Source organism: Fibrobacter sp. (genome assembly GCF_017545445.1).
GTDB lineage: Bacteria > Fibrobacterota > Fibrobacteria > Fibrobacterales > Fibrobacteraceae > Fibrobacter.
Genome location: NZ_JAFWOM010000055.1, coordinates 16,710 through 36,878, shown reverse-complemented (window position 1 = coordinate 36,878; position 20,169 = coordinate 16,710). Strand labels below are relative to the sequence as shown.

Below are 20,169 nucleotides of genomic sequence, written 5' to 3'. Positions count from 1 at the left end.
CGCCCGCGCATCGCTCGACCGCACCATCACAAAGCTCGATGATATAGCCCGCCAGCGCTACCTCGATACGTTTGCCCGCATCCAGAAGAACTTCCAGTTCGTGTTCAGCAAGCTGTTCCTCAATGGCGAAACGAAGATGAGCCTCGTCGAAAAAGTCGATGAAATGGGCAAGCCCATGGACATTCTCGATGCTGACATCGAAATCAACGTTCGCCCGACCGGCAAGAAGATGCGCGGTATCAAGGCGCTTTCCGGTGGTGAACATGCGCTTACTGCAACGGCGCTCCTGTTCGCAATTTACATGGAAAAGCCGTCTCCGTACTGCGTGCTGGACGAAGTTGACGGTCCGCTTGATGACGCTAACGTCGGTCGCTTTATGGCGCTCCTCCGCGAATTCAGTAAGCAGACCTTGTTCATCGTCGTGACCCATAACAAGCGTACCATGGCCGAAGCCGACATGCTCTACGGTGTGACGCAGGAAATCAAGGGTATTTCTCGCATTGCCAGCGTGCAGCTCGCCGACGCTACTAAGTTTGCGATTTAATTTAGTAGGCAGTAGGAAGTAGACTGTAGGCGGGATTTTCATCCCGCCTCTTCTAAAAAATTGCATTTTTGTATTTAAATTTATTGACGATTAAAATTGCGTTTGCATTACTTTTAAAGGAACAGACGATGCTCAAACCCGCAAATAAAGAAGAACTGAAGAAAATCATCGAAAACCGCATTCAGACCGAGGGGCCCGAATGCGACCTGAACGACATCGATGTTTCGGACATCACCGACATGAGCGAATTGTTCAAAGGAAGCCAATTCAATGGAGACATCAGCAAGTGGGACGTATCCAATGTGACCAATATGAGCGGGATGTTTGAATGCAGCAGATTCTATGGTGGTGACATCAGCAAGTGGAACGTGTCCAATGTGACTGACATGAGTGGAATGTTTTTTTGTAGCGACTTCAAAGGCGACATTAGCCAGTGGAACGTGTCCAACGTGACTAACATGAGCGAGATGTTCGAACATAGTTTCTTCTGCGGCGACATCAGCAAGTGGAACGTGTCCAATGTGACGAACATGAGTGGCATGTTCTACTATAGCACATTCGACGGCGACATTAGCAAGTGGAACGTGTCCAATGTGACTGACATGAGTGGAATGTTTTCTTGTTGCGCATTCGACGGCGACATCAGTAGATGGGACGTGTCCAACGTGACTGAAATGCGCGAAATGTTCCATGAAAGCAAATTCAATGGCGACATCAGCAAGTGGAACGTATCCAATGTGACGAACATGATCGGGATGTTCCTTCATAGCAACTTCAATGGCGACATCAGCAAATGGGACATATCCAATGTGATCTACATGAAAGAAATGTTCTCTCATAGCTTATTCAACGGCAACATCAGCAAGTGGGACGTGTCCAACGTGACTGACATGAGTGGAATGTTTTCTGGTAGCGACTTCAATGGCGATATCAGCGAATGGGATGTGACCGAAGAAATTTCAAAACAGGATAACTGGGTTCGTTGTAATTACTTAAAAAAACAAATTTCAAATCCAGATGTTCCTAACAAAAAAGAAATGTTGCGGGAGATTATTGATGAAAGAGTTAATCGGTTTGGACCCGGATGCGACCTGAACGATATCAATGTCTCTGGTATCACTGATATGAGTAGTATGTTCTCCAATAGCGCATTTGACGGCGACATCAGCAAGTGGAACGTATCCAACGTAACGAACATGAGTTTTATGTTTGAAGAAAGCAACTTCAATGGCGACATCAGCGAGTGGGACGTGTCCAACGTAACAAACATGAATGGTATGTTCTCTCGTAGCATATTTACTAGAGATATCAGCCAGTGGGACGTATCCAGCGTGACTCGCATGTATTGTATGTTTAGAGAAAGCAAATTCAACGGCAACATCAGCGAGTGGAATGTGTCTAATGTGACCAACATGGGCAGTATGTTCTCCCATAGCCAGTTCAACGGCGACATCAGCCAGTGGGACGTGTCCAATGTGACTGACATGAGCTGGATGTTCTCTCATAGCAAATTTACTGGAGACATCACCGGATGGAATGTGTCTAAAAGAACTAACAAGGACGGGATGTTCAGTGGAAGCGAGATGCTTGCCGAGTTCGTAACCCCGCAGGACTTCAAAGAGTTTGAAGAGGACTCGTTCAATGGCAATATCAGTGATGAAGTTCCTGGTATTGTCAACGAGAATAAGGACGAAGACAATAAGGACGTTGCACCGTCTAGAGAATCGGAGGACATGAAGAATTTTCGTATCCGTCTCGAGTCGGTAATGAAAACCTACGACAATCTAATCAAGCGTCGTGAAGCTCGGGCTAAGTGCGAGGCTGTCGTGAATGCGACCGACAAGAAGATGCTTGCCGAGTCCGCAAATAAGGACGAAGAGGACAAGGACGATGCGTCGTTGGAAGAATCGGAGTACAGTATCCGTCTCAAATCGATGATGAATACCTTCGACAAACTACGCAAGCGCAATCGTTGTGTAGTACAGGTCAATAAAAAAGAAATTTTGAGGAATCTTATTGATGAAAGAATTTATTGGTTCGGCCCTGAATGCAACCTGAACGACATCGATGTTTCGGACATTACCGATATGAGTGGGTTGTTTGAAGGAAGCGAATTCAACGGCAACATCAGCGAGTGGGATGTGTCCAAAGTGACGGACATGAGTAGTATGTTCTACCATAGTGCATTCAATGGCGACATCAGTAGGTGGAATGTGTCCAAAGTGACGGACATGAGTAGTATGTTCTACCATAGCGCATTCAATGGCGATATCAGTAGGTGGAACGTATCCAACGTGACCAATATGAGCGGAATGTTTGAATGCAGCAGTTTCTATGGTGACATCAGCAAGTGGAACGTGTCCAATGTGACTAACATAAACGGGATGTTCGAAGGAAGCTCATTCACTGGCGACATCAACCGCATCTTCGAGAAGTCGCAAATCGCACTTGACACGAAAACGTCTGACGACCAACTCCTTACCGATGAGGAAATTGCCGCTATCTTCATGAACGATATCGATGACGAAACGAACCAGACGACAGACGAATAAGATTTTTGGTTTGAAGGTAGTCAATTCAACGGCGACACCACTAATTGGAACATACGCCCTGATTGTAACACCAAGAACATGTTCGGCTAAAAAGTTCCTAAATAAAAACGCCTAGCTTTACAGGGCATCCCTTCTTAACATTCAAAGCCTTGATGCGGATCTGCACAAGGCTTTTTTGCAATTTTTTTCACAAGAACCTTAAAATGTCATAAAGTGACATCCTATGAAGCTATATTTGAATTAGCTGAATTTCCGCAGGAGACTAGGTCGTGAAAAAAATAATTACTATTGTAATAGTGCTGATTACATGCATATATGCATTTTGGTTGTTTAATTTAATCAAGCATGACCAGGAAGAGACAAAAAGCAGCCTACGGGATAGGGTGAGGCGGGAGCAGGTGTTCGGTGCACAGAAACAGCTGCTTATCCAACAGGAGCAATTAGAATTGTCTCAGAAACGGTCAAAAAATTTGGACTCCACGCTTCGACAGTTCTTACTTGAGGATTCGCTGAGAGACGAATTCCAAAACAGCCTATACGCACACGAGGCTCTCGCGGAAAACAACGATATTGAACACTTCACAGTCTCCATAGACACGGTGCAAAGGCCTTTCAGTGAAGTTTACGCTCATTGGACGCTCCCCGCCAAGGGTATAAGCAAAACAGCCCGAAACAGGATAATCCGCACGCTTCTAGGTGACAAGGTTCAAAAGACCGATTTGACACTAGACAAGCAGCACATGCAGGCGATTTTAAAAAGATTCGCCGATGACGTGCGCAAAGACCAAATCCACAGATGTATGTATCCTTCAGATACCACCACAAATATTCAAGTTTTAGAACAACGCTATAGCTATGACACCATACCTATGAAATTGGTTGACAGCATTGCTCCCATGTACGAAACGAAATCTTGGGCGACTTACCTGCAATACGAAAGGGAAGACAAAGACTGTGAAGCCGTCCATTGGAGCAGAAACAGCTACATGACATTCTCCAAGCAAGACGGTTCCGTAGTAGACAGTTCCATTTTCTTGCCAGGGTCGCAAGACCTTCTAGTCGCCCTTATCCGGAAAAATGCGGCCGATCACGCCATTATAGACGAAATCAACCAAGAAATCCAGCCAAGGCTCGCCTTATTCTTGAAAGACGGTATCGGATTCAAATACTTCTATATCGGCATTACTGATTTCGACACGAAAGACGGCTTGGTTGTGGTGCCTTACAGCCAGATTCTTCCGCTAATCCGTAAGGATGTGCTGAAAAAATTCGGCTTCGAAAAAAAAGTTCTTAAATAAAAACGCCCTGCAGGTAGTTTTCTTATTTACAATAAAGGGGGTGAAGCCCCTTTTTGCGTTTAAAGATTTTTTTCAACGGTCTGGCTTTACATTGGTGAAACTGCCTACGATAATTATACAGAGAATACAGCCAACAGAGGCATAACCATGTTTGACTTCATTAGCAACATCCTAGAACGCATAACGTATTTCTTCACGCAGGTGGTCTTGCTCATCATCATCGTTCTCGCAGTCGTCTTGCTTGCCCTCGCAACTAACAGGCACAACAAGAACCCCTATGTGGACCACTCGCAAGAAATCCAGAAACAGAAAATCGAGGCCGACAGAGAGACTCAATACAAGGAGGCTTTGCAACGCCTCTATGACGAACAATACGGAAAGTGAACAATCAACAACGGAGTCGTCACCATGGGATGCCTTGTCAACCTTATCAAAATCTTCCTCGGCTTAATCATGATTGCCATCATGCTCATCGTGGGCTATAAGCTTATCTTCGATCCATATCGCCCCGAAAAACCGGACTACAGGTCCAAAGTGCGTGCAGAAGAAACCTATCAGAAACCCGCCGAGGAAGTTAAGAACGATGTCCCTGTCCAAACAGGTTCAAATCATGAGTACATTATGGAAAACACCTTCCAGAAAGGCTATGTAGTAATGGAGCTTACTCCTCAACTCGAAAGCGGACTCGTCTATGTCATCAATGTGTTCAAAAGCCAGTTCGGGCAGGACTTTTCTCCGACCATTATATCAGCACATGATTCCTTTGACAGACATGATCAATGGTCAAAACATAGGGTTGGAAAAGCTGTAGATATCAGCCTCGTTGACCTATCATACTACAAAAGAAAAGAAGTGGTCAGAATCCTAGAAAAGACCCTCCCAAAAGATTACAAGATCAGATGGGAAGACAAGTACTCGTCCAGTGAACATCTCCACTTCCAATCCAAGCACTAAACCAACTAAATTGAAGGACGGTATCGGTTTTACTGAAGATTCGGCTTCGATGAAATAAGATTTCCTATATTTTCGTGCGTGAAAAATACTGGCTTAGGTTTTGTTCTCGCCGCTCTTTCTGCGATTTGCTACGGTACAAATCCGCTGGGCGCCTTGCATTTGTACGCCCAGAATTACTCGCCGGAGACGGTCCTCTTTTACCGTTTTTTCACGGCAGCGATTCTCCTTTTTGCTGTCGTTCTTGCGAAAGGTTCGCATTTTAAAATCTCATTCCGCGAGGTCCTTGCGCTTGTCGCGTTCGGATTCCTCTTTGCGGTGAGTTCGCTTACGTACTACGCATCCTTCAAGTACATGGACGCAGGGCTTGCATCCACGCTATTGTTCCTGTACCCGCTCGAAGTCTCGGTGCTCATGGCCATTTTCTTCAAGGAACGTATAAATGCTTGGACAATCGCTTCTATCGCGGTCTCGATGGCGGGCGTGGCGCTCTTGTATCGCGGCGGCGATGGCTCGACGCTAAGCTCAGTGGGGTGCCTGCTGGTGTTCTTGTCATCTATAAGCTATGCGATTTACATGGTGATGGCGAATCGTATCAACTTGCAGATGGGGGCTGTGAAGATGACGTTTTACGCCATTTGCTTCTGCCTCGTATTTTTGCTGCTTTATTCAGTGACACTTGGCGCTGGCCTCCCGCCGCTCTTTACGCAGGCCAGTTCGTGGGGGTGGGGCTTTATGCTGGGCCTCGTGCCGACGGTGCTTTCGCTTATCTTCATGGTCAAGGCTGTGAAAATCATCGGCTCCACGCCCACGGCAATTCTTGGCGCTTTGGAACCCGTGACCGCCGTGACAATTGGCGTAATGGTCTTTGGCGAAACGCTAACCACGCGCATCATGGCGGGGATTGCCTTGATTCTCGGTTCTACCATGCTTGTGGCTGCAAAAAAGTGATTGCTGGGCTGTGGGGACGCCCCTTACGGGTGCTTTGAGGTATGGGCTTTGATCGTTCGAATTTGAACTTTTTGTTCATGTGGCTAGTCAATCTGAATTTTTTTTGCTTGTTACTTTAGTTGGTTTTGCATGTACATTGTCACCCCGGCCATCGTGCCAGGGGCACCTTTGGCATAAGTCATCTTGAGCGAATCGTAAGTGGAGTTGAATAATCCAACTAAGTCCTATATAATACATTTTGTACTTTTGGGGCGACAATTCCCGCAAATTTCTACGTTTTTTCCTCATTTTTCCGGAACTTTTTAACGGCCGTGTTTGTAATTTTATTTACATGAAAAACATGTCCAAAACTCTTTTGCTTTTTCTGATTGCGGCGATGTTTACGTCGTGCAATAATTCAACGTCTGGTCTGGAATCGATTACAGAACCGATTGCTTATACTCCGGATGGCAAATGTACAATTGATTTGATGGATGCAAAAACGCAAGAACAATTGGACTCGTTGCGCTCTTTTTGCGACACCATCTTTATCCGTAGAGTCGTGAATGTTTATAAAGATACCGTCTATGACGATACCATATTTACAGGCAACGAAAAATATACAAGTCTTATCTATTTAGACCGTAAAACAGATAAGTACGATACGCTTACCAATTTCACGGCTGAAAAAAGCGGGGATTCGGGTCCGTGCGATAGTGTGCCTATTTATTGCACTCTTGATTCTTCTGACGTTAAAAAGACTTTTAGTTGCACACAAGCTAGCATTTGTCGTTCACGCATGCCTCTGATGCGTCAAGCCGAGATCGTTAAAGTTCGTTTGCCGGATCCTGTAACAAGAACACGCACGTCAGTGTGTTCCCAACCGGGGTATCGCTGTGTGATAGATACTGTTTATCACACATTCCATACGACATATCGAACTAAAACTCGTGACACAACGTTCTTGAATTATGGTCCAACGGCATGGACGGATTATATTCCTGCCGTGAATGCGCCTGCGTTTGATACGGCAGCTTTCCGCAATGCACTAGATACGCTGGATACGCAAAATGAAATTTTTGGAATGGATACTTTGCTCACAGGATATTCTATTTCGGTGGAAGGTTTGCCGGAGTGGGTCTTAGATCCTAACAAGATTCTCTGCCCCCAAAATGATTCTCTAGTTATTTGTTATAAGATCACTACGAAATATAGACCTTACGGAGTCGCATATACTTACCCGACACCTTATACTCAAAGTCGTTTTGTCCTAAGAAATAATCTAAAATCGCCTTTGGAAAAAGACACGCTTATCACTTGGAAATTGAAATACAGTTATGATGAAGGGAATTCTTTTAAAAACAATACCGATTCCCTGACCATCACGACGCTGTTTAGAGGTATTTAGAAAAAAGGTGTTAGGTAATAGGTGTTAGGTTTTAGTTTTTTATAATCGCGCCGTAGGCGCCTAACTAACCTAATCCCTATAGCCTACAACCTATAACCTATCTAAGTTCTTCTTATTCGTTGTATATTACTATATTCTTTACATGCAGACTACGTGTTCAATTTGTAAGAAAGAGTTTAACGACAAGGTCGGAATGTCCCCCTTGCAAGGTAACCTTGCCATTCGTGTCCGCAATAGAATCGGCAATATCTGCCCCGAATGCCGCGATGAAATTTGCAAGACCAAACGCGGTCGCTGGAAGATGTTCTTCTACGATTTAAAGGTCGGCTTCCTGTGCTTTTGGTTCCTGGTGCCTATCGCCATTATCTTTATCGCGTTTACGCTTTATCTTGCGTTATACGTGCTGTAGCGATGATGAAACGGACGTTGGCGGTTTTTGAAATTCTTGGTTTGCTCGTAGCAACGTTTTTGTCAGGGTGCTCTTCGCCAAAGAATGAAAACAGCAAGCATTTTTTATGGAAAGTTTCTGACGAAAATTCTAGCGTCTATCTGCTTGGAAGTATTCATTTTGCGGATTCGTCGTTCTATCCGCTCGATTCCGTTATCATAAATGCTTTTGACCGTTCCGATGAACTTGCGGTCGAATTGGATATTAGCGATTCTTCCGTCATCAAGGAAAGTGTAAGGTTGTCGTCGGAATTGGGCGCACTCAAGGATGAAAAAACGTTGGATATGGTTCTTCCCGAAGACGTTCTCAATTCGCTCGACAGTCTTTGCCTTTCGTGGTATATTCCATCGGATTTCTTTTACGGATATAACCCGTGGGCGGCGGCGATGACTTTGAGCGCAATTGCTTTGCAACGTACAAAGTTTGATGCTAGGCTGGGTATAGATTTGTTCTTCTTGACGAGAGCTCATGGAAAGAAAAAAATCGTTTCTCTGGAAACTGTTGAAGAACAAGTGTCCGTATTTACTGGCGTAGGAATTTCAGATTCGATTGGAATCTTTTATTTGAAAAATTTGTTCCAAGAAATTGCGTTGCTAGATTCATCAATAACATTGTTTAGGCGTGCTTGGAAAACTGGAAATGATTCATTGTTTCATGAGACATTGAACTTGAGTACGAAAAAACTGGACCATTCGGATTCGTTGCTTTTGGAAGTTGTTAATGAATGTGTCTATTATTCTCGTAACAGAAAAATGGCGGAATCGGTTGAAACGTTCTTGGCGGAAAATCGCAGTGTGTTCGTTGTTGTCGGTGCTGCACATTTGATTGGCGAAAAAGAAAATGTCATTGATATTTTGCGCCGCAAAGGCCTAACCGTTGAACAACTATAAATCACTAACCACCAACTACTAACCACTAATCACTAACCACTAATCACTGTTTACTTTTTTGTATATATTAATTTAAAAGTTTTCCACCGCGATGCGGCGTTCCCGCTCGACATACTTCATGAGGTCCCATGTTCTTAGAAAAAATCAAGTCCCCTGCCGACGTAAAAGCGTTGGACATCAAGAGTCTCGAACAGCTTGCCGCCGAAATGCGCACAGCACTCCTTAAAAAGCTTTCCGAGCGCGGTGGGCATGTGGGACCGAACCTTGGATTTGTCGAAGCGACGATAGCACTCCATTACGTTTTTGAATCTCCGAAAGACAAGATTGTTTATGACGTGAGCCACCAGAGTTACAGCCACAAAATGCTCACGGGGCGTGTCCAGGCGTTCTTGGATGAATCGCATTACGGCGACGTGACGGGATATACGGAACCGATTGAAAGCGAACACGATCATTTTATGGTGGGGCATACTTCTACGTCCGTGAGTCTTGCGCTTGGCCTTGCGACGGCTCGCGATGTGCTGCGTGAATCGGGCAATGTGATTGCTGTGATTGGCGATGGTTCCTTGAGTGGTGGTGAAGCGTTCGAAGGTCTTGATAACGCAGGCGAATACGCAACGAACTTTATCGTGGTGGTAAACGATAACGAGATGTCCATTGCCGAAAACCACGGCGGGCTTTACAAGTCCCTGGCAGAACTTCGTGCCACGGGTGGCAAGTCCGAAAATAATTACTTCAAGTCTCTCGGTTTTGATTACAAGTACTTGGAACAAGGTAATGATATTACGTCTCTCATCGAAACGTTCAAGTCCGTAAAGGATTCTTCTCATCCGGTTGTGGTGCATATCCATACGCAAAAAGGGTGTGGCTTTTCGTTTGCAGAAAACAACCGCGAAGGTTGGCATTGGGCAGCTCCGTTCAATATCGAAACGGGCGAAATCAACTGGGGTAGTGGCGAAAACTACGGCGAGATTCTCGGGCTTTACCTCATGGCGAAAATCAAGAGCGACCCGAAAGTCGTGGTGATTCATTCTGCGGTTCCGGCGGGGATTGGCTTTTATCCGGCCCGCCGAAAAGAAGCGGGTAAGCAGTACATTGACGTGGGCATCGCCGAAGAACACGCGGTCGCCCTGGCGTCGGGACTTGCGAAGGGCGGGGCAAAGCCAGTTTATAGCACTCACAGTACGTTCCTCCAGCGTACTTACGACCAGCTTTCGCAAGACTTGTGCGCAAACAACAATCCGGCTACGATTCTTGTAACTATGTCTGGTGCCGATGGCATGAACGATACGACGCACCTCTGCATTTTCGATATCCCGATGCTTAGCAATATTCCGAATTTAGTTTATCTTTGCCCGACTTGCGTTGAAGAATTCAAGACGATGGCGGATTGGGCGATTGACCAGACGGAACATCCGGTGGCGATTCGCGTGCCGAACGCTGTACATCATCGCAGCGATATTTTCGAGAAGGATTATTCCAACCTTAATAAATTCAAGGTCGTGCATCGCGGGAGTCGTGTGGCGTTGATTGGCCTTGGCGATTTTTACCAGCGTGCAGCCGCTGTGGCCCTTGAGCTTAGCCGTGTCGGGATTGATGCGACGCTTGTGAATCCGCGTTATGCAAGCGGAGTCGATAGCGAACTGTTGCATGATTTAGCCAAGACGCATGACGTGTTCGTTACGCTTGAAAATGGCGTTGTCGAGGGCGGCTTTGGCCAGAAAGTCGCAGCGTCGTTAGGCGATACAAGTGCGAAAGTGCTTGTCCGCGGGCTTTCAAAGGACTTTTACGACAAGGTAAATTTCTCGGAATTGTGTGAGAAAAATCACTTGATGCCTGCACAAATAGCAAAAGAAGCTGTTGCGTTGATTTCTTAGTCCTCGCTTTGGCTTATTTTTTTGTATTATGTAGGCATGAAAAAAATTAAAATAATCGTCATGATTATTCCGCTGGTGCTGTTCTTTATCGCATCAGCCGTTTATGTTTATTTTGCAAATGCCGAAGCCTTGCGTGATGTATCATTGGACCATTCATCTGTGATAAAGGTCGATCCCAATATTCTTGATAAGGCTTTAGCTTTGGTAGAGACCGATAAAGAGTTGGGTGAACCTTATAGAGTTTATCCGATAGAGACAAGCCCTGACAGTCAACAGGTGTTCCATTCGACGCTTATCGAGTATCCGTTTAACAATTCTCCGCGTGTAGATTCGACGGACAATATGAGCTTACGTGGAATTATCTTGTATGTGCATGGCTACAATGATTATTATTTTCAAAAGGAATTTGCCGAAAAGGCGGATTCTGCGGGCTTTGCGTTTTTCGCCATAGATTTGCATTATTGCGGACGTTCGTACAAGCCGGGTGAACCGCGTAGCGACATGCGTAACATCAAGGAATACTATGCAGAACTGGATATTGCTGTCGAACTCAGCAAGAAAATTGCCGTAGATGATTACGAAGATGCTGATAATGTCCCAGTCGTCATTGTGGGCCATTCCATGGGCGGGCTGATTTCTTCGTTGTATGTAAACGACCGTCGTGAAGATCAATTTGCAGCGCTTGTCCTAAATAGTCCGTTCTTGGACATGAACTATAACTGGTTTTTGCGTAAAATCGCTTTCCCCTTGTTTTCTGAATTTGGGCTGTTCTTGCCTGATTTTACCGTGGGTACGAAGGGGGAACCGAATTACGCCTATTCGCTTTTAAAAAGAGAAAAAGGCGAGTGGGAATACAATGAAAATATAAAGAGCGTCGTTCGCCCGACTCAACATTTAGGTTGGCTTCGTGCGATTGAGAATGGACAAAATCGTGTTCATTCAAAGTTGAATATCAAGCAGCCAGTGCTTGTGATGCATAGCAATTGTTCGGTGGGGGGCTCGACTTGGACGGATGATTATATGCGTTGTGACGGTGTGTTGAACGTGAATTCCATTAAGGAATGGGCTCCTTATCTTGGGGACAAGGTAACGACTAGGACGATTCAGGATGGAATGCACGATTTGTTCCTTTCTCGGAAAAATGTGCGTGATAATGCCTATCGTGAAATGTTCGAATTTATTGACGAACACGTAAAATGAAAAAGATGATTCTCTGAAAATAGTTATATTTTATTTTAAACATTTAAGGAGTTTAGCGAATGAATAAGTTGATTGCTTTTTCTTTCTGTGCAATGATGCTTGCTACGGCATGCAATTCTTCTGAAGAACCGAAGCCGCAAGCTGTCGCAAAGAAAGTGGAAACGACTCAACCGGCTGCTGCCGTTGTTGAACAGAAGGTTGCTCCGATCACGATGATTGATTGGCAGAAAGCTTTTGAAATGAACAAGGCTGGTGCTGTATTGTTGGATGTGCGTACTCCTGCCGAAGTGGCTAAGGGCATGGCTTCTGAAGCTGCCGTCAACGTTCCGCTTCAGGAATTGCCGCAGCGTTTGAGCGAAGTTCCGAAGGATAAGGACTTGTTGGTTTACTGCCGTAGCGGCAAGCGTAGTATGGCGGCATCGAAGTTCCTCGTCGAGAATGGCTACACTCGTGTGTTTAACGTCGAAGGCGGCATTCTCGCTCTCCCTCCGAAGAACTAGTTCAGTCTCCGTTATAACCAACGTTACGACTAGGCTCTTATGACTTCTGAAATTTCGAACTACATGCGATTTGCTCTGGATCAGGCTTTTTTGGCGGTTGGCGAAAGCCGCCCCAATCCAGCGGTTGGAGCTGTTGTCGTCAAAGACGGAATCGTTGTGGGGAAGGGGCATACCCAACGACCTGGGAGTGCTCATGCCGAAGTCATGGCGTTGCGAGATGCTGGAGAGCTTGCTTCTGGTGCATCTATCTATGTAACGTTGGAGCCTTGTTGCCATTATGGTCGAACGCCGCCGTGCACTAAGGCGATTATCGAAGCTGGAATCAAAAAAGTTTATTTTGCGCATTCCGACCCGAATCCTGTTGTTCATGGCAAGTCTCGTGCGATTCTTGAAGAGGCTGGCATCGAAGTTCATGAGGGCTTGCAAGCTTGTATTGATGCGTGCGTCGAAGAATGCCCGAATGGTGAATCTGCCGGGGAATGTCATGTTTTTGAATTCAGGAGCAATTCGCTTGAAGACCGTGCAATACGCGAAGGCGAAGGTCGTGAGATTTTCCGTGAAATAGAGCGTTTCTTTGAAGCGTATGATTATTTTGTACGCTCGAAACGCACGTTTGTCGAAGTGAAATCTGCGATTTCGCAAGATGGCTTTATGGGGTGTGTCGATGCGGCAGGAAAGCGTTGGCCGCTTACGATTACCAAGGCGGGTGCTAATTGCTGGAATCATGAACTCCGTGCAATGAGCGATGCAATTCTTGTCGGCGCGGGGACGCTTCTTGCGGATAACCCGAGGCTTGATGTACGCCATGTTGCTGGAAATAATCCTGTAAAGATTGTTTGGGCGGGACATCATGAATTTACAGCGGATGAAGTTTTGCATTTGAATGTGCTTCAGGCGAAAGAATCTAAACCGTTGGTGTATTCTTGTGTGGCACAGCCCAAAATTGTCGATTGCATCGTTCTTTCCGGGAATTCATTTGCTGAAAATTGGCGCACGATGCTTGGTGATTTGACCGTTCGCGGAATGCATCGATTGATGGTGGAACCGGGGGCAGGTCTTGCTCACGCTCTTTTCTCCAATTCGAACAACGGCGATTCCAACGATTCTTGCGGTGCTCCTCTTTGGAACCGATTTGATTTGTGGCGTTCAACAGATCCGTCTGTGGATGAAACCGTTGAACAACTTGTTGCAAAAAGCGTTATAACTGCAGGGTTGGAATATCCTGATTTGCCGACGAGCCTTGTCGCGAAAGAGTCTGCTGTTATTGGAGCCGATGTGTTGACGGTGTATTATCCGTAATTGGCTGTTGTTGCCAGTGAATTGGCCGTTGGTGCGTTACGCCTACTTCTCAATGACTTGCCCCAAAATTTGGTGCAGGCGTTTTTTGTTTCCGAAGCCGTCGGGGTTTTCGATATAGTAGAAAATTTGCTTGATGAGAGCGCTTGTGTTGAAATCGTAAGACGCGATGCGGAGCAAATAACTTTCAGCGGAATTGTCGAATCCGAGAATATTCGGGTCCGTTTTGTCGCCCGGCAAAGTGCAGTCACCGTCATCGCATATTTCGTAAAAGAGGCCTGCGACTTCGTCGTTGACGCAAACCCAGCAGTTGCAATCGGTGGGAACGTTTTGTACAAATTGCTGTAGTTTTTTCTTGACGAGGTTGCGGGCGTACGTTTCAACGGATAGCCTTGGAACTATTGTTCTTGCGATTTCTTTGTAATCCCACGGGCTTGCAAATTCGTCGTCGGTAAACGGAATGACTTCGAGTCCTGAATCAATAAGTCCTGTCAGGCGGTCTTTTGACCAGGAACTGTTGTGGTAGGGCGAAAAATAGCAAATCTTCTTGATGCCTTTTTGCAACAGGTACTTGCCCATTTGCTGGCCCGGAATTTCGCCGAAAGTCGAGTTGAAAAATGCCCAATTGTTTTTGCTTAAAAAACGCGGCGGGATATCTTGTACGGGCTGTTCCCACCAAACAGAAACGGGGTACTTTACGCCATAAAAGAGCTGCAAAAGTGCATGTGGCTTCTGTACTAGCAATGTCGAAAGTACGGCTCCGATGGCGTTGGGATAGTCCGTGAGTTGGCAAATTTTTCCGCTGCGGTCGATCAGTTTGCCGCTTTCTTCGTTGATGCCGAGCAAAATAAGCTTGAAATGTTGTTCGCCTGCGGTCTGATAAACGAGCCGCAAAAAGTCGAGTTCGCGTTCGCTTTCGGCGGTAAAACCGCCCCAAGAGTTGCAGCGTGTTACGAACAAAATTTCGCTGAAACTTTTGACGGTCTTCGTTTTGAGCGGTGATGCAAATGTATATAAACGACCACTGCGGACGAGAATGCCTTGGTTGACCTTGTGAATCAAGAACTTGCGTAGAATCGTCTGCGAAACGTTGTATCGGTCGGAGAGTTCCTTTGCGAGAGGCAGATTCTTGTTCGGATCGAGGAATCCTTTTTCCCAGTCTGTCGAGAATTCTCTTTCGAGACGTTCGAGAATTGTTTCGCGGTGGACCGTTTTGGATAAAAGCTGGGCGAGGTCGCTTGCATCGGGAGCCTTGCCCCAGAAATATCCTTTGCCGCGGATGCTGTAAATAAGCCCTTCTTCGGCGAGTTGCTTTAGAATTGCTTGAATTGTTCCCGACGAAACGCTAAAGGTTTTCATCAGCTTGCGGACGGACGGGAGCATTTCCCCGTCCTTGAGATTCTGTTGCAATATCGCTTGTCGAATCCCGTTACGCATTTTTGCGTTCCGCAATCCATTCGAGAACGGCCCGTCTTGCGTTCTCGGCCAGGATTTCTTTTTTGTTCTTTTTCTTGAGACCGTCTTGGTGGGGGAGGAGACCGAAGTTGAAATTCATCGGCTGGAAGTCCTCGTTTTCTTCAACAAGGCGGTTCATGAGAGAGCCGATGCAGCTTTCTTCCGGGAGCGGGTCGGCGTGTCCGTGCAAAATCGTCTGGGCCATGTTCCAAGCGGCGTACCAGCCTGTCGCGACGGCTTCGGTGTAGCCTTCGGAACCGGTAATTTGTCCGGCAAACCACGTGGGCGGAATGTCTTTCGCACAATCGAGTTCCGGACGCAGCCGGAGTGTTGCATCCAAGAACTTTGGCGATTCGATGAACGTGTTGCGGTGCATGCAGCCAAGGCGGGCGAATTTTGCATTGCGGAGTGCAGGCACCATCGTGAAGATTTCCTTTTGCGTTCCCCACTTGAGGCGCGTCTGGAAACCGACCATATTGAACAACGTCTTTTGCTTGTTCTCGGCTCGCAGCTGGATGACGGCGTACCACAAATGTCCGTTATTGCCGAGACCAAGCCCGATGGGGCGCATGGGGCCGTGGCGGAGCGTCTCGTAGCCGCGGCGGGCCATTTCTTCGACAGGCAAGCAACCCTCAAAAAGTTCGCGTTTTTCGAACGGACGCGGTTCTGTTGCTTCGGCTTCGCAGAGCTTGCGAACGAACTCTGTATATGTTTCCTTGTCCAGCGGGCAGTTGATAAAGTCTGCCGTTTCGCCTTTTTCCCAGCGGTTCATGTAAAACGCATGGTCAAAGTCGATACTGTCCGTTTCGACGACTGGAGCGATAGCATCAAAGAAGTGCAAACGGTTACTGCCGAGGCGCTTGAAAATATCGTCGGCAAGAGCATCACTTGCCAAAGGCCCTGCGGCCACAAGCGTCGGGCAATCGCCTTCGAGGCTCGTCACTTCTTCACGGCGTAGCGTGATGTTCGGGAATTCTGCAATTTTCTTTTCGACAAGTTCACTAAAAATGTCGCGATTCACCGTCAAGGAATCGCCAGCAGGCACAGCCGCTTCGCGTGCGCAGTCCAGCAAAAAGCTCCCGAGCAGCGTGAGTTCCGCTTTCAAAAGACCGTGAGCGCTTGTAACGCCTAACGCTTTGAAGCTGTTGGAACAGACGAGTTGGGCGAGGTGTCCATCCCTGTGAGCAGGCGTCTGCCTGTTGGGGCGCATTTCGTAAAGATCAACATGAAAACCGCGGCTCGCCAATTGGAGTGCCGCTTCGCAGCCCGCAAGCCCACCACCGATAACTCGTACTCTATTGCTCATAACTTTCAGTAATTAGTGGTTGGTGATTAGTGGTTAGTGGTTAGAAATAGCAAAAAACATCTTGATTTCTGCGATCCTGTTTACTAATCACTGTTTACTAACCACTGCGGCAACGCCGCTTAGTTCACCACAATTTTCTTATAGCTCTTGGCGTTGCCGATCCAGAGCTTGACCAACAATTCTTCGAGGGACGCCGTGCTCACGCAATCCGGGTCCGCGTCTTGAATTTCGTCCGAAATCAAGTTTGCCTGAGTCAAGTTCAGCATGCCGTAGTACAAAGCCTCTAGCAGCTGCGACAAGAACTCGGGCGAAACTTTTGCAACGGATTCCATGTCGTTCAACGGAGGAAGTTGCGTTTTGTCCGGCTGGAATTGATCCAAGTTATCCATAGTCCACATGTCAGTCGCCTTGCTCAATTCGGGCGTAGGCGCAATTCCCGTCAACCTGGAGCGGTATTCGCTCCATTCCTTGGCGGTCGTTTTGCCTGCTTTGCGGACAGACTTCAAGAAAGCGAGAACCGCGTAGTAGAGGTCCTTCTCTCTTTGGTTGGATTCTTTTTGAGAAACTGGAATCATTCGTACCTTATCATTAATTAGTGACGGAAGTGACGCATTCCTGTGAACACCATCGCAATGCCGAACTTGTCTGCGGATTCGATGGAGAGGTCGTCCTTTTTGGAGCCGCCCGGCTGGACAATGTAACGGACGCCGGCATCGTGTGCGGCTTCGACGTTGTCCGGGAACGGGAAGAATGCATCGGAACCCATCACGACTTCGCCGAAGACCTTCTTTTCGAGAGCCTTGAGGCCAGCTTCGTTCACGAGCTTGCCGTTTTCGTCGAAGAATTCCTTTGCTTCTGGGAGGCGTGCGACGTTGTCGCGGACGCGCGGCTGGCAGAGGCGGAGGTTCGAGTCGATGCGGTTCGGCTGGCCCGGGCCAAGACCCATCACCTGGAAGTAACCCGGCTTGTATTCATAGCACATCACGATAGCGTTAGACTTTGTATGCTTGGTGACGAGCCAAGTGAAACGGGCGAGGTCTTCCTTGTTCTTCGGGAACTGAGCCTTCGTCACGCATTCAAACTTTTCCCAAGTTCCGATGTCGCGGTCCTGGACGAGCATGCCGCCAATCACGTGCTTATAGACTTTGCATGCGACAGCCTTCTTGATTTCGCCCACTTCGAGGAGGCGGATGTCCTTGGACTTGTTCTTCAAGAATTCGAGAGCGTCGTCATCGAAAGCCGGAGCGAGCAAGATTTCAACGAACTTGCCCTTGAGGAATTCGGCTGTTTTTAAATCGACCTTGCGGGTCATCGCAATCACGGAGCCGAAAGCGGACACCGGGTCTCCTGCCCAAGCGGCTTCCAAAGCTTCGCGGAGCGTTTCGCCCGTTGCAAGTCCGCACGGATTCATGTGCTTCACAATCACGACGGCGTTCGATTCGCTGAATTCGCGTGCCATTTCGAGAGCTGCGTCTGCATCGACAATGTTGTTGTACGAAAGCTCCTTGCCCCAGAGCTGCTTTGCAGAAGCGAGGTTCGCTTCGGTGCAGGTCGGGTCGCGGTAGAAAATGGCGGCTTGATGGGAGTTTTCACCGTAGCGCATCGGCACGGGATCAACGAATTTCAAAACGAGTTCTTCGGACATATATTTTCCTTTGTGAATTTTACATTCACAAATATAGAAAATAGCAGGGGACGATGCTTTCAAAAAAACTCTATTTTTTGCCCATCAAATAGGCTTGTTTTCTAGCAAAAATAAGCCCATGCCACAAAGGTTGGGCTTTGTCTATCTATATGTCTTATACAGATCCTTGATTACCCAAGGACGAAATTAAAAATTTGCAAGATTAAAGAATTAGTCTTACAGCTACTAGCCACAAACCTCAAACCCAATTAATGCGCGATTCTTACTGACAAGCCGAAGGAATGATTTCTGTAATTGTCAAGAACGTCGTCATCATCGCCGAGAGACATAGTGCCGAACGTGTAATTCAATGCGACTCCGAAGCACCAGCGCTTGCTGAACCACCAGTCCCTGCCGACCTCCAATCGGTAGAACACATCGATAAAACCATCATCGTTGGTGGATTTTGATTCGTAGGAGGCGGCGTCTAACAAGAGGCCTGAACTGACTCCCACAAACAGACCGTAGATTGGACTTTCCTTATCTTGGATGGGGTAAAAATCTAAGCCGAGGCCAAATGCAAACTGAATATTATTTGCATCTGTTTTAAGATCGTCGTTTTCGTATTCGTAGGATCCCGTTCCGACTCCAGTTCCAATGAGACCGTAGATAGATAAGATATTGTTGATGGAGCCGCCGAGTCTGGTTTCTTCATAGAGCATAAAACCAGTATATTTATGGTTTTTGACTTTCTTGTCGCTCACGACGCTGTGGCGCAGATAGGCGTATGCAAAGCCTGCGCTTGTCGAAAAATAGAACCCCTTGTGTGCGTGATAGTAGGGGTCCGATTCATCGACTCGGGGCGCTGCACTATATTCCGTTGCGCTGATGGTTGGGCTTGATGTTTCTTGAATCGCTTCTTGCGAAGTGAATTCTGCCGTCTCGCTGCTTTGAATTGCGTTGTCGCCTTCTTCATTGTATTGAGCAAACGAGAGCGAAGCGCATAGAAGAACTGCTGTTAAAACTTCTTTTTTCATAGTTCTGCTGGGGACTTTAATCAAGTCTAGGATGACGATTTTTTAGCAATTCAGGTTTAATGACTCAGTCTTACAGTAAAGCCGAACGTGTTGCTTGAATATTCGTCCTTTTCATTATAATAGCTGTAATCGCTTGACTTGTCGGTGTAAGAACCGTAAGTATAGTTGAAGGCAATGCCGACGCACCAACGTCTGCTGAACCACCAGTCCTTACCGATTTCAAATCGGAACAAGTAGTTTAAATAGGCGTCATCTCCTGATGAATAATCGTCGTAGCGGGAATTATAAGTGTCGTAAAAAGAACCGTCAATTCCTAAGCCAATGGTGAGTCCAAGGAAAATACCATAGGCCGGATTTTCTTTATCCTGAATGGGGTAAAATTCAGTGCCTAAGCCAAAGAAAAGTCTAAGCAAAGTGGCATCGACTTTGTATTTGTCGTATCGATCGTTTCCAATGAGTTCGTATGATCCCGAACCATAACCGACACCAATGGCTCCGAAAATGGATGCTACGTTCGCAATGGATCCCCCGAGTCGGATTTCTCCGTAGGGATGCAGATATCCATATGCATTCTCTTTTTCTTTCTTATCTCGATACGTTTCGGTATGGGTATCGTCCAAGTATGCAAATGTCAGACTTGTCGTAAAATAGAAACCTCTATGGACGTGTGTGTAAAGGTCTTTTTTGTCAAAGCGAGCGGCGCTGTATTCTGTCTTAGTGGTATATTCTGAATTGGTGATGTATGTAGAACCTGAATCGAACGAAGAACCCGAGGCGTATTCAGACCCTTCTTGGGCAAAAACGCATGATGCCAATAAAAGCATGGCCGCAAAAATCTTATTTTTCATGAAGT

General features: G+C 46.7%; 18 protein-coding genes and 1 pseudogene. 13 read left to right on the top strand and 6 right to left on the bottom strand.

The genetic code is table 11. The annotated features are described in order from the left end of the window. From IKG78_RS06150 to ribD, 13 genes and pseudogenes are all read left to right on the top strand, one after another. Window positions 1–544 (top strand): annotated as a pseudogene (locus IKG78_RS06150) (chromosome segregation protein SMC); the annotation flags it as partial. A gap of 128 nt (window positions 545–672) precedes the next feature. Next, on the top strand, window positions 673–3,096 hold the full coding sequence (locus tag IKG78_RS06145) for a BspA family leucine-rich repeat surface protein (protein WP_290940993.1): 2,424 nt from the start codon (window positions 673–675) through the stop codon (window positions 3,094–3,096). Between the two features lie 446 nt (window positions 3,097–3,542). After that, entirely contained in the window at window positions 3,543–4,394 is an 852-nt protein-coding gene (locus tag IKG78_RS06140; protein WP_290940990.1) for a hypothetical protein, read from the top strand. Between the two features lie 147 nt (window positions 4,395–4,541). Further along, window positions 4,542–4,778 (top strand): hypothetical protein, encoded by a 237-nt coding sequence (locus IKG78_RS06135; protein ID WP_290940988.1) that lies wholly within the window; start codon window positions 4,542–4,544, stop codon window positions 4,776–4,778. 24 nt (window positions 4,779–4,802) lie between these two features. Beyond that, complete coding sequence (locus IKG78_RS06130; protein WP_290940985.1) at window positions 4,803–5,348, top strand: hypothetical protein; 546 nt, start codon at window positions 4,803–4,805, stop codon at window positions 5,346–5,348. A gap of 78 nt (window positions 5,349–5,426) precedes the next feature. Continuing rightward, window positions 5,427–6,296 (top strand): DMT family transporter, encoded by an 870-nt coding sequence (locus IKG78_RS06125; protein ID WP_290940983.1) that lies wholly within the window; start codon window positions 5,427–5,429, stop codon window positions 6,294–6,296. A 331-nt stretch (window positions 6,297–6,627) separates the two neighbouring features. Continuing rightward, window positions 6,628–7,683, top strand: a complete 1,056-nt coding sequence (locus IKG78_RS06120) for a hypothetical protein (RefSeq protein WP_290940979.1) — start codon at window positions 6,628–6,630, stop codon at window positions 7,681–7,683. A 142-nt stretch (window positions 7,684–7,825) separates the two neighbouring features. Beyond that, on the top strand, window positions 7,826–8,092 hold the full coding sequence (locus IKG78_RS06115; RefSeq protein WP_290940975.1) for a hypothetical protein: 267 nt from the start codon (window positions 7,826–7,828) through the stop codon (window positions 8,090–8,092). 2 nt (window positions 8,093–8,094) lie between these two features. Further along, the gene (locus tag IKG78_RS06110; RefSeq protein WP_290940972.1) at window positions 8,095–9,021 is read left to right on the top strand and encodes a TraB/GumN family protein; all 927 of its coding nucleotides are present in this window, start codon (window positions 8,095–8,097) and stop codon (window positions 9,019–9,021) included. Window positions 9,022–9,149: 128 nt separating this feature from the next. Further along, on the top strand, window positions 9,150–10,898 hold the full coding sequence (locus IKG78_RS06105; protein WP_290940968.1) for a 1-deoxy-D-xylulose-5-phosphate synthase: 1,749 nt from the start codon (window positions 9,150–9,152) through the stop codon (window positions 10,896–10,898). A gap of 36 nt (window positions 10,899–10,934) precedes the next feature. Continuing rightward, window positions 10,935–12,098, top strand: a complete 1,164-nt coding sequence (locus tag IKG78_RS06100) for an alpha/beta hydrolase (protein WP_290940965.1) — start codon at window positions 10,935–10,937, stop codon at window positions 12,096–12,098. Window positions 12,099–12,157: 59 nt separating this feature from the next. Then, on the top strand, window positions 12,158–12,598 hold the full coding sequence (locus IKG78_RS06095; protein ID WP_290940961.1) for a rhodanese-like domain-containing protein: 441 nt from the start codon (window positions 12,158–12,160) through the stop codon (window positions 12,596–12,598). Window positions 12,599–12,637: 39 nt separating this feature from the next. Beyond that, window positions 12,638–13,897 carry a bifunctional diaminohydroxyphosphoribosylaminopyrimidine deaminase/5-amino-6-(5-phosphoribosylamino)uracil reductase RibD gene (ribD, locus tag IKG78_RS06090; RefSeq protein WP_290940958.1) on the top strand — a complete coding sequence of 420 codons (1,260 nt, stop codon included), beginning with the start codon at window positions 12,638–12,640 and terminating at the stop codon, window positions 13,895–13,897. 42 nt (window positions 13,898–13,939) lie between these two features. Here ribD and IKG78_RS06085 read toward each other — a convergent pair whose 3' ends face one another. The 6 genes from IKG78_RS06085 to IKG78_RS06060 all read right to left on the bottom strand — a co-directional run bounded on the left by IKG78_RS06085 (window position 13,940) and on the right by IKG78_RS06060 (window position 20,164). Beyond that, window positions 13,940–15,331 (bottom strand): GntR family transcriptional regulator, encoded by a 1,392-nt coding sequence (locus tag IKG78_RS06085; protein ID WP_290940954.1) that lies wholly within the window; start codon window positions 15,329–15,331, stop codon window positions 13,940–13,942. Continuing rightward, on the bottom strand, window positions 15,324–16,655 hold the full coding sequence (gene trmFO, locus IKG78_RS06080; protein ID WP_290940951.1) for a methylenetetrahydrofolate--tRNA-(uracil(54)-C(5))-methyltransferase (FADH(2)-oxidizing) TrmFO: 1,332 nt from the start codon (window positions 16,653–16,655) through the stop codon (window positions 15,324–15,326). Before trmFO ends, IKG78_RS06085 begins: the two co-directional genes overlap by 8 nt. A 119-nt stretch (window positions 16,656–16,774) precedes the next feature. Further along, entirely contained in the window at window positions 16,775–17,230 is a 456-nt protein-coding gene (locus IKG78_RS06075; protein ID WP_290940948.1) for a hypothetical protein, read from the bottom strand. 17 nt (window positions 17,231–17,247) lie between these two features. Continuing rightward, window positions 17,248–18,300, bottom strand: a complete 1,053-nt coding sequence (locus IKG78_RS06070) for an IMP cyclohydrolase (protein ID WP_290940945.1) — start codon at window positions 18,298–18,300, stop codon at window positions 17,248–17,250. Window positions 18,301–18,548: 248 nt separating this feature from the next. Continuing rightward, window positions 18,549–19,316 (bottom strand): hypothetical protein, encoded by a 768-nt coding sequence (locus IKG78_RS06065; protein ID WP_290940942.1) that lies wholly within the window; start codon window positions 19,314–19,316, stop codon window positions 18,549–18,551. A gap of 56 nt (window positions 19,317–19,372) precedes the next feature. Further along, window positions 19,373–20,164 (bottom strand): hypothetical protein, encoded by a 792-nt coding sequence (locus tag IKG78_RS06060; protein WP_290940939.1) that lies wholly within the window; start codon window positions 20,162–20,164, stop codon window positions 19,373–19,375. Window positions 20,165–20,169: the final 5 nt, after the last annotated feature.